7 protein-coding genes are annotated in these 7,789 nt (G+C 67.8%); 4 read left to right on the top strand and 3 right to left on the bottom strand.

Annotation, left to right across the window (positions count from 1 at the left end):
* The 4 genes from J0L98_RS20620 to J0L98_RS20605 all read left to right on the top strand — a co-directional run.
* Window positions 1-526 (top strand): ABC transporter ATP-binding protein (locus J0L98_RS20620; RefSeq protein ID WP_296413999.1); only part of this gene is annotated, 526 nt, incomplete at its 5' end.
* Between the two features lie 20 nt (window positions 527-546).
* Window positions 547-1,128, top strand: a complete 582-nt coding sequence (locus tag J0L98_RS20615) for a hemerythrin domain-containing protein (protein WP_296413997.1) — start codon at window positions 547-549, stop codon at window positions 1,126-1,128.
* Window positions 1,129-1,169: 41 nt separating this feature from the next.
* A complete protein-coding gene (locus J0L98_RS20610; protein ID WP_296413996.1) occupies window positions 1,170-2,033 on the top strand; it encodes an alpha/beta fold hydrolase in 864 nt (287 codons plus the stop codon).
* A gap of 473 nt (window positions 2,034-2,506) precedes the next feature.
* Window positions 2,507-3,403: a DMT family transporter gene (locus J0L98_RS20605; RefSeq protein ID WP_296413995.1), complete on the top strand. Its 897-nt coding sequence runs from the start codon at window positions 2,507-2,509 to the stop codon at window positions 3,401-3,403.
* Window positions 3,404-3,455: 52 nt separating this feature from the next.
* Here the strand turns inward: J0L98_RS20605 and J0L98_RS20600 are convergent, their stop codons facing one another.
* From J0L98_RS20600 to J0L98_RS20590, 3 genes are all read right to left on the bottom strand, one after another.
* A complete protein-coding gene (locus tag J0L98_RS20600) occupies window positions 3,456-5,108 on the bottom strand; it encodes a fatty acid--CoA ligase (protein WP_296413992.1) in 1,653 nt (550 codons plus the stop codon).
* 37 nt (window positions 5,109-5,145) lie between these two features.
* Window positions 5,146-6,936 carry an acyl-CoA dehydrogenase gene (locus J0L98_RS20595; protein WP_296413989.1) on the bottom strand — a complete coding sequence of 597 codons (1,791 nt, stop codon included), beginning with the start codon at window positions 6,934-6,936 and terminating at the stop codon, window positions 5,146-5,148.
* A gap of 394 nt (window positions 6,937-7,330) precedes the next feature.
* Window positions 7,331-7,669 (bottom strand): helix-turn-helix transcriptional regulator, encoded by a 339-nt coding sequence (locus tag J0L98_RS20590; protein WP_296413987.1) that lies wholly within the window; start codon window positions 7,667-7,669, stop codon window positions 7,331-7,333.
* Window positions 7,670-7,789: the final 120 nt, after the last annotated feature.

Raw genomic sequence — 7,789 nt, 5'->3', positions numbered from 1 at the left:
CATGGTGGTGCGTGGCATGAACCTGGTGCCCGAGAAGCGCGAGCTGTTCGGCACCATGACCATCGAGGACAACCTGCTGCTGGGCGCCTTCCAACGCCATCGCAGCGGCCACAAGGACCACCTGGAGACGATGGAGGAGGTGTTCACCCTCTTCCCGCGCCTCAAGGAGCGGCGCGCCCAGGCCGCCGGCACCCTGTCGGGCGGCGAGCGGCAGATGCTGGCGGTGGGGCGGGCCCTGATGGCCAAGCCCAAGCTGCTGATGCTGGACGAGCCCAGCCTGGGCCTGGCACCGCTGATCGTGCGGGAGATCTTCCGCATCATCGCCGAGCTGCGCCGCCGCGGCGTGTCCATCCTGCTGGTCGAGCAGAACGCCCGCGCCGCCCTGCAGGTGGCCGACTACGCCTACGTGCTGGAGAACGGCGCGGTCAAGATGCAGGGCGAGGCCAGCGAGCTGCGCAACGACCCCCGCGTCATCGAAAGCTACCTGGGCCTGGCCAGCAAGCACCAGGAAATGCTGGCCAGCTGAGCCCCAACCGGAGAACCCCCATGCGCGCACTGCAAGTCCTGGCGGACGAACACCAATCCCTGGCCGCGATCCTGCACGCGGTCCGCTTCATGCTCAAGGAGATCGGCGCAGGCCACCTGCAACCCGACCTGAAGCTGCTGCGGGCCATGGTGAGCTACCTGGACGCCTACCCCGAGCAGCGCCACCACCCGAAGGAAGACCGCCTGCTCTTCGGGCGTCTGCAGGCCCGTACCGACGAAGGCAAGGACCTGCTCGACAAGCTGTTCCGCCAGCACGCCGGCACCGCCGAGCGGATCCAGCTGCTGGAGAGCGCCCTTGCCGCCTACGAGCAGAACCCGACCGACGTGTCGGCCCTGGCGGCAGCCTTCGACACCTATGCCGAGTTCTACCGCAACCACATGATCCTCGAGGAGCGGGAGATCCTGCCCCTGCTGCGCAAGCACTTCACCGCCGAGGACTGGGCCGAGATCGACGCCGAACTGACCGCCGACGGCAACAACCTCGGCACCGCCCCCGGCGACGAGTTCGCCGCCATTTTTTCGAAGCTGGTGGCCGCCGCGCCGGCCCCCATCGGCCTCGGCCAGGGCCCCTACCAGGACTGAGGCCACGCTTCGTCCCATCCACAAGAACGAAAGGACTCCCCATGAGCACACCCCTCATCACCGAAGCCGCGACCAGCCGCTTCACCCGCATCCAGGAGGGTGATCTCGACGCCCAGATCCACTACAACGACATCGGCGAAGGCACCGAGACCGTGGTCATGCTCCACGGCTCCGGCCCCGGTGCGACCGGCTGGGCCAACTTCAACCGCAACATCGAGCCGCTGGTCAATGCCGGCTACCGGGTGGTGCTGATGGACTGCCTGGGCTGGGGCAAGAGCGATCCGATCGTGTGCACCGGCTCCCGCTCCGACCTCAATGCCCGCTGCCTCAAGGGGCTGCTGGACAGCCTGGGGCTCGACAAGGTGCATATCATCGGCAACTCCATGGGCGGGCACAGCGCCGTGGCCTTCGCCCTCTCCAACCCGACCCGGGTCGGCAAGCTGATCCTGATGGGCGGCGGTACCGGCGGCCCCAGCCAGTTCGTGCCGATGCCGACCGAAGGCATCAAGCTGCTGCAGGGCCTGTACCGTGAGCCCACCATCGAGAACCTCAAGAAGATGATGGCCGTCTTCGTGTTCGACAGCAGCAGCCTCACCGATGAGCTCTTCCAGGCCCGCCTGGACAACATGCTGGCCCGCCGCGACCACCTGGAGAACTTCGTCAAGAGCCTGGCCGCCAACCCCAAGCAGTTCCCCGACTTCGGGCCGCGCCTGGGCGAGGTCACCGCCAAGACCCTGGTCATCTGGGGCCGCGACGACCGCTTCGTGCCCATGGACGTGGGCCTGCGCCTGATCTGGGGCATGCCCAACGCCGAGCTGCACATCTTCAACCGCTGCGGCCACTGGGCCCAGTGGGAACACGCCGACAAGTTCAACCGCATGGTGCTGGATTTCCTGACGCACTGAGCACCCTTCTGTGAGGTCGAATTCATCCTGTTTTCCTCGGTTGCCCTCCCCGAACCAGACGCAAACCCTTAGCTGACGCGGGTTTGCCCTCCACTGGCCGCTTATGGGACGCGCTGAGGGCAGCTGGAGGGACTGTAGGGGCGACTTCAGTCGCCCGCGGGCTGAGATCAGGGGCATGCCTGAGATCAAGGGCATGCCTGTGATCGACGCGTGGATGGGCGACTGAAGTCGCCCCTACGAGTCGCCCCTACGAGTCGCCCCTACAGGAGAGGCCGTATCGACCGTCAGACGACGCGTCAAACGGAGGAAAATAGGTTCATTCGACCTCCGCTGCCCGGGCCCGAGGCGTGCCCATGCTTCACTCCTGACCCTTCACCATTCCCTAAGCCCCTCCTCGGAACATACGCATTCCCGGCTCTCTCCGCGGCTGGCCTAATGGAGGCCTGTGAACTCCGGCCGTCTGCGCCTGCCCCATGAACTCCCCCGGCAACCACATCGGCCTCCTCTTTGCCGTCCTCGGCGCAGTGGGCTTTTCCTTCAAGGCCATCCTCATCAAGCTGGCCTATCCCTACGGCGTGGACGCGGTCACCTTGCTGGCCCTGCGCATGGGTTTCTCGCTGCCTTTCTTCCTGGCCCTGGGCTGGCACGATCAGCGCACCCGCAAGCCGGAACCCCTGGGGCGGCGCGACATCGGCCTGATGCTCGGGCTGGGCATGGCGGGTTACTACCTGGCCAGCTACCTGGATTTTCTCGGCCTGCAATACATCTCTGCCGCCCTGGAGCGGCTGATCCTGTTTGCCTACCCGACCCTGGTGGTGGTGCTGTCGGCCCTCTTCCTGGGCAAGCGCATCACCCGCCGGGCCATGGGCTCCATCGCCCTGTGCTATGCCGGCATTGCCCTGGCGGTGGCCCATGACCTGCACGTGGCTGGCGACATGCACGACGTGCTCATCGGCGGTGGTCTGGTGTTTGCCAGCGCCGTGTCCTATGCCCTCTACCTGATGGGCAATGGCCAGGCCGTGGGCCGTCTGGGGGCCGCCCGGGTTACTGCGTGGGCCAGCACCGCTGCCTGTCTGCTGTGCCTCGCCCACTTCGCCCTGACCCGTCCCCTCGGCCTGCTCATCCAGCCGGCCCCGGTGCTGCTGCTGGCGGGCGCCATGGCCTTGTTCTCCACCGTGCTGCCCGTGTGGATGGTGTCCGAAGCGATCCGCCGCATGGGGGCCGGGCCGGTGTCCCTGATCGGCACCCTCGGCCCGGTGGTCACCCTCTTCCTGGGCTGGCTGATCCTCGAAGAGCCCATCGGCCTGTTCCAGATCCTCGGCGGCGCGCTGGTGGTGGCCGGGGTGGTGTTGGTCGGAAAGCGTGGCTGACTTGTCGGGCTGGCCTGGGGGCGACTGAAGCTGCCCCCGGGCCCGTGCTGCGTCACGCGCCGTCGAACTTCTGCCGCAGCCCTTTCTTATTGATCTTGCCCACGCTGGTCTTGTCGATGCCCTGGACGATGAGCACCCGCTCGGGGATGGCGAACTTCGAGATGCCGCCCTTCTCGGCAAAGCCCTTCACATGGGCCTTGATCTCCGCCTCGTCGGCCCTGGCGTCGGCCTTCAGCACCACCAGGGCCATGGGCCGTTCGCCCCACTTGGCATCCTTGACACCGATCACCGCCACTTCGCTCACCGCCGGATGGCGCGAGATCACGTCCTCCAGCTCCAGGGACGAGACCCATTCGCCCCCGGTCTTGATGACGTCCTTGATGCGGTCGGTGACCTGCAAGTAGCCGTCCGGGTCGATGGTGCCGATGTCGTTGGTGTGCAGATAGCCGCCCGACCACAGCTCCTCGGAGGCGCTGGGGTTCTTGAAGTAGCCCTGGGTCAGCCACGGCGCGCGCACCACGATCTCGCCGGGGGACTTGCCGTCGTGGGGCTGGTCGAGCAGGTTCTCGTCCACGATGCGCAGGTCCACCAGGGGGATGGGCAGGCCGGTGCGGGTGCGCAGCTCCAGCTCCCGGGCCGGGTCGCCGGCGAGGGGTGTCTTGATCTGGGCGAGGGTGAGGATGGGGCAGGTTTCCGACATGCCGTAGCCGGTGAACAGGTCGATGCCGTGGTCCAGGGCGGCCTGGGCGAGCCCCTTGGGCAGGGCCGAGCCGCCGATGATGACCTTCCAGCCACGTACCCGGGTATGGCGGATGGCCGGGTTGGCCAGCAGCATGTGCAGGATGGTGGGCACGCAATGGGAGAAGGTGACCTTCTCCCGCTCCACCAGGGCCAGCAGGCCCTCCGGGGTATAGCGGCCGGGGTAGACCTGGCGCAGGCCCATCACCGTGGCCACGTAGGGCAGGCCCCAGGCATGGACGTGGAACATCGGGGTGATGGGCATGTACACATCGTCCCGGTGCAGTCGCCCCTGGCTGGCCGGAGAGGCCAGCCCGCCGAGGGTGGCGAGGGTATGCAGGACGAGCTGCCGGTGGCTGAAGAAGACGCCCTTGGGCAGGCCGGTGGTGCCGGTGGTGTAGAAGGTGGTGGCCCGGGTGTTCTCGTCGAAATCGGGGAACGCAAAGGACGGCGAGCCGGCGTGGACCAGGGCTTCGTACTCGCCGGCAAAGCCGTCGGGCAGCGGGTCGCCGGGCACGTCGCTGATGAACACGAAGCGCTGCACGGTTTCCAGCTTGTCGCGGATCTCTGCCAGCACCGGCATGAACTCGGTATTCACCAGCAGTACCTTCACCCCCGCATGATTGAGGGTGTACAGGATCTGGTCGGGGGACAGGCGCACATTCACCGTCATCAGCACGGCGCCCATCATGGGTACGGCGAAGTAGGACTCCAGGTAGCGGTGGCTGTCCCAGTCCATCACGCCCACCGTGTCGCCCGGCGACACGCCGAGATTGCGCAGGGCACTGGCAAGCTGGCCGATGCGCTGCCCGAGGGTGCGGTAGTTGTAGCGCTTGAGATCGCGGTAGACGATCTCCTGCTCCGGGTTGACCGCCAGCGGGGTGTGCAGCAACTGCTTGATCAGCAGCGGGTAGCCGTAGGCCGACGGGGTGGGCTCGATGGGGTTGCCCGGGTTGATGGTGTGCATGGTCTCCTCCTGGTGTTTTGTGTTCCGGGTGCAGGGTTCAGAAGCGCTCGACGGGCAGGGCCATGGTGCTGCCGGCGCCGTGGATCACCGTCTGGCGCAGGCCGGCGACCCGGCTCATCAGGTGCTCCGCGTAGAAGCGCGCAGTGATCACCTTGGCACTGAGGAAGTCCCGGTCGCTGCCTGCTTCGACCAAGCGGCGGGTGGCGATGTCGGCGGCGCGGGCCAGTTGCCAGCCGCCGCAGACGATGCCCGCCAGCTTGAGGAAGGGCACGGCCCCCGCATGCACGGCACGGATGTCGCTGCCGTAGCTCGCCACGATCCACTCTACGCAGGCGGTGTAGTCCTGGATGCCGCGGGCCAGGGCGTCGCGGATGATGGCCAGGTCGGCATCCACCGGATCGATCCGGTCCACCGTCTCCTGCATGCGGGCGATCAGGCTGCGGGCGGTGATGCCCCCCTCGCGCGCCGTCTTGCGGCCCACCAGGTCATTGGCCTGGATGCCGGTGGTGCCCTCGTAGATGGTGGTGATGCGGGCATCGCGCAGGTATTGGGCGGCGCCGGTCTCCTCGATGAAGCCCATGCCGCCATGCACCTGGATGCCCAGGTTGGCCACCTCGATGCTGGCTTCGGTGGCCCAGCCCTTGTGGATGGGGATCATGTAGTCGACAAAGGCCCGGGCCTCCTGGCGGGCAGCTTCGTCCGGCGCCAGGTGGGCCTGATCGATGGCGGCCCCGACCACGTAGGCCACGGCCCGGGTGGCCTCGGCGAGGGCGCGCATGGTCATCAGCATGCGGCGCACGTCCGGGTGATGGATGATGGCCACCGAAGGGCCGCGGGGGTCGGCCAGGTCCTTGCTCTGCACCCGGTCGGCGGCATAGCTGCGGGCCAGCTGGTAGGCCCGTTCGGACACCGCCACCCCTTGCAGGCCCACGGTGTAGCGGGCCTCGTTCATCATCACGAACATGTATTCGACGCCCCGGTTCTCCTCGCCCACCAGGTAGCCGATGGCCCCTTCCCGGTCGCCGTAGGAGAGCACCGCGGTGGGGCTGGCGTGGATGCCCAGCTTGTGTTCGATGGAGACGCAGCGCACATCATTGCGGGCGCCCAGACTGCCATCCGGGTTCACCAGGAACTTGGGCACCACGAACAGGGAGATGCCCTTCACCCCTTCCGGTGCGTCCGGCAGTCGGGCCAGCACCAGGTGGATGATGTTCTCGGCCATGTCGTGCTCGCCGTGGGTGATGAAGATCTTCTGGCCGTAGATTCGGTAATGGTCGCCGTCGGGCACCGCCTTGCTGCGGATCAGCCCCAGATCGGAGCCGGCCTGGGGTTCGGTGAGGTTCATGGTGCCCGTCCAGCTACCTTCCACCATGCGGTGCAGGTAGGTTGCCTTCTGTTCCGGGGTGCCGCGCAGGAGCAGGGCTTCGATGGCGCCGCCGGTGAGCAGGGGGCACAGGGAGAAGCCCAGGTTGGCGCTCATCACCATCTCCAGCACCGGGCTGGCCACCAGCTTGGGCAGGCCCTGACCGCCGAACTCGCAGGGAAAGTTGAGGCCGTTCCAGCCCCCTTCCACGAACTGCTGGTAGGCCTCGACGAAGCCGGCGGGGGTCTTCACATCGCCGTCTTCCCAGCGGCACCCGGCCACGTCGCCGGGCCGGTTGAGGGGGGCGAGCACGCCGCTGCTGAACTTGCCGGCCTCATGGAGGACGGCCGTCACGGTTTCGGCGGTGGCTTCCTCGCAGCCGGGCAGCGCGGAGATCTGCTCCAGGCCGGCGAGTTCATTGAGGACGAAGTGCATGTCCTGAAGGGGGGCGGTGTAAGCGCTCATGGCGGCTCCTGGGCTAAGGGCGAAACAGTGAAGGAAGCGGGGGAGGGATCAGGCGGGCCGGTGCCGGGGAGGGAGGGCACCGGCCCGCTTCCCGGGACTGTCCGGCGTTGCGAACCGCTTTGAAATGCAACGGGAGGGAGGCGGTTCGAGGGATACCGGCCAGACCGTGCTGACGGAGGGAGAGGGCGCAATGCTGCGCTGCGGACGAGGGGCGGGCTGGGGCCTGGGCGGCCCGGCGTCCTGCGTCGCCATCGCGATACGGCAATTCCACTGTCTTCCTCCGGTGCCTGTCACGAATCCGGGGGCTGGGGGCCCTGGTTCGCGTTTCTCGTGCGCTGCAGCTTATGCGAGTCCCCTCCCCGATCCAGCCCCCCAAAAGGGGGGGCAGGGGGCCTCAGCGGGGGGCGGACGGTGTCAGGCCGGGGGTGTGGGTGCGCGCCCAGTGCACGGCCTGCAGGCGGGAGGTGACGTTGAGCTTGAGGAAGACGTTCTTGAGGTGCCACTTGACCGTCTCGGGGGCGAGCTGCAGGGTCCGGGCGATCTCCTTGTTGGAGAGGCCCTGCGCCAGCCCGGCCAGGATGTCCCGCTCCCGTGCGCTGAGCGGGGTCTGGCCCCCAGCCACCCGCCGCCGGGCACGCCCGCCGGCGCCGAGCAGGTCGGCCAGATACCCGGCGTCCACGCCGGGCAGGCCGGCGGGGAGCGTCTCGACGAGGGTGAGCAGGCCGCCGTTCATGGGTTGACCTTCGGGCCGACGCGGCGTTTGGGGGAGGCGACACGCCCACTCCCAGCGCGAAGCGACGGCCGATGAGCACCGAAAACGAAACGGCGGCCGCGGAAATCGTGCGGCGCGCGC

Origin of the sequence: Zoogloea sp. (assembly GCF_017302315.1) — a bacterium.
Lineage (GTDB): Bacteria > Pseudomonadota > Gammaproteobacteria > Burkholderiales > Rhodocyclaceae > Zoogloea.
The sequence above is the reverse complement of the archived record's forward strand: the minus strand, read 5'-3'. Positions and strand labels throughout refer to the sequence as shown.

Excerpts from the sequence above, each read along its gene's own strand:
- J0L98_RS20590 (WP_296413987.1), bottom strand. The coding sequence starts at position 7,669 with ATGAACGGCGGCCTGCTCACCCTCGTCGAGACGCTCCCCGCCGGCCTG.
- J0L98_RS20615 (WP_296413997.1), top strand. The coding sequence starts at position 547 with ATGCGCGCACTGCAAGTCCTGGCGGACGAACACCAATCCCTGGCCGCG.
- J0L98_RS20595 (WP_296413989.1), bottom strand. The coding sequence starts at position 6,936 with ATGAGCGCTTACACCGCCCCCCTTCAGGACATGCACTTCGTCCTCAAT.
- J0L98_RS20605 (WP_296413995.1), top strand. The coding sequence starts at position 2,507 with ATGAACTCCCCCGGCAACCACATCGGCCTCCTCTTTGCCGTCCTCGGC.
- J0L98_RS20600 (WP_296413992.1), bottom strand. The coding sequence starts at position 5,108 with ATGCACACCATCAACCCGGGCAACCCCATCGAGCCCACCCCGTCGGCC.
- J0L98_RS20610 (WP_296413996.1), top strand. The coding sequence starts at position 1,170 with ATGAGCACACCCCTCATCACCGAAGCCGCGACCAGCCGCTTCACCCGC.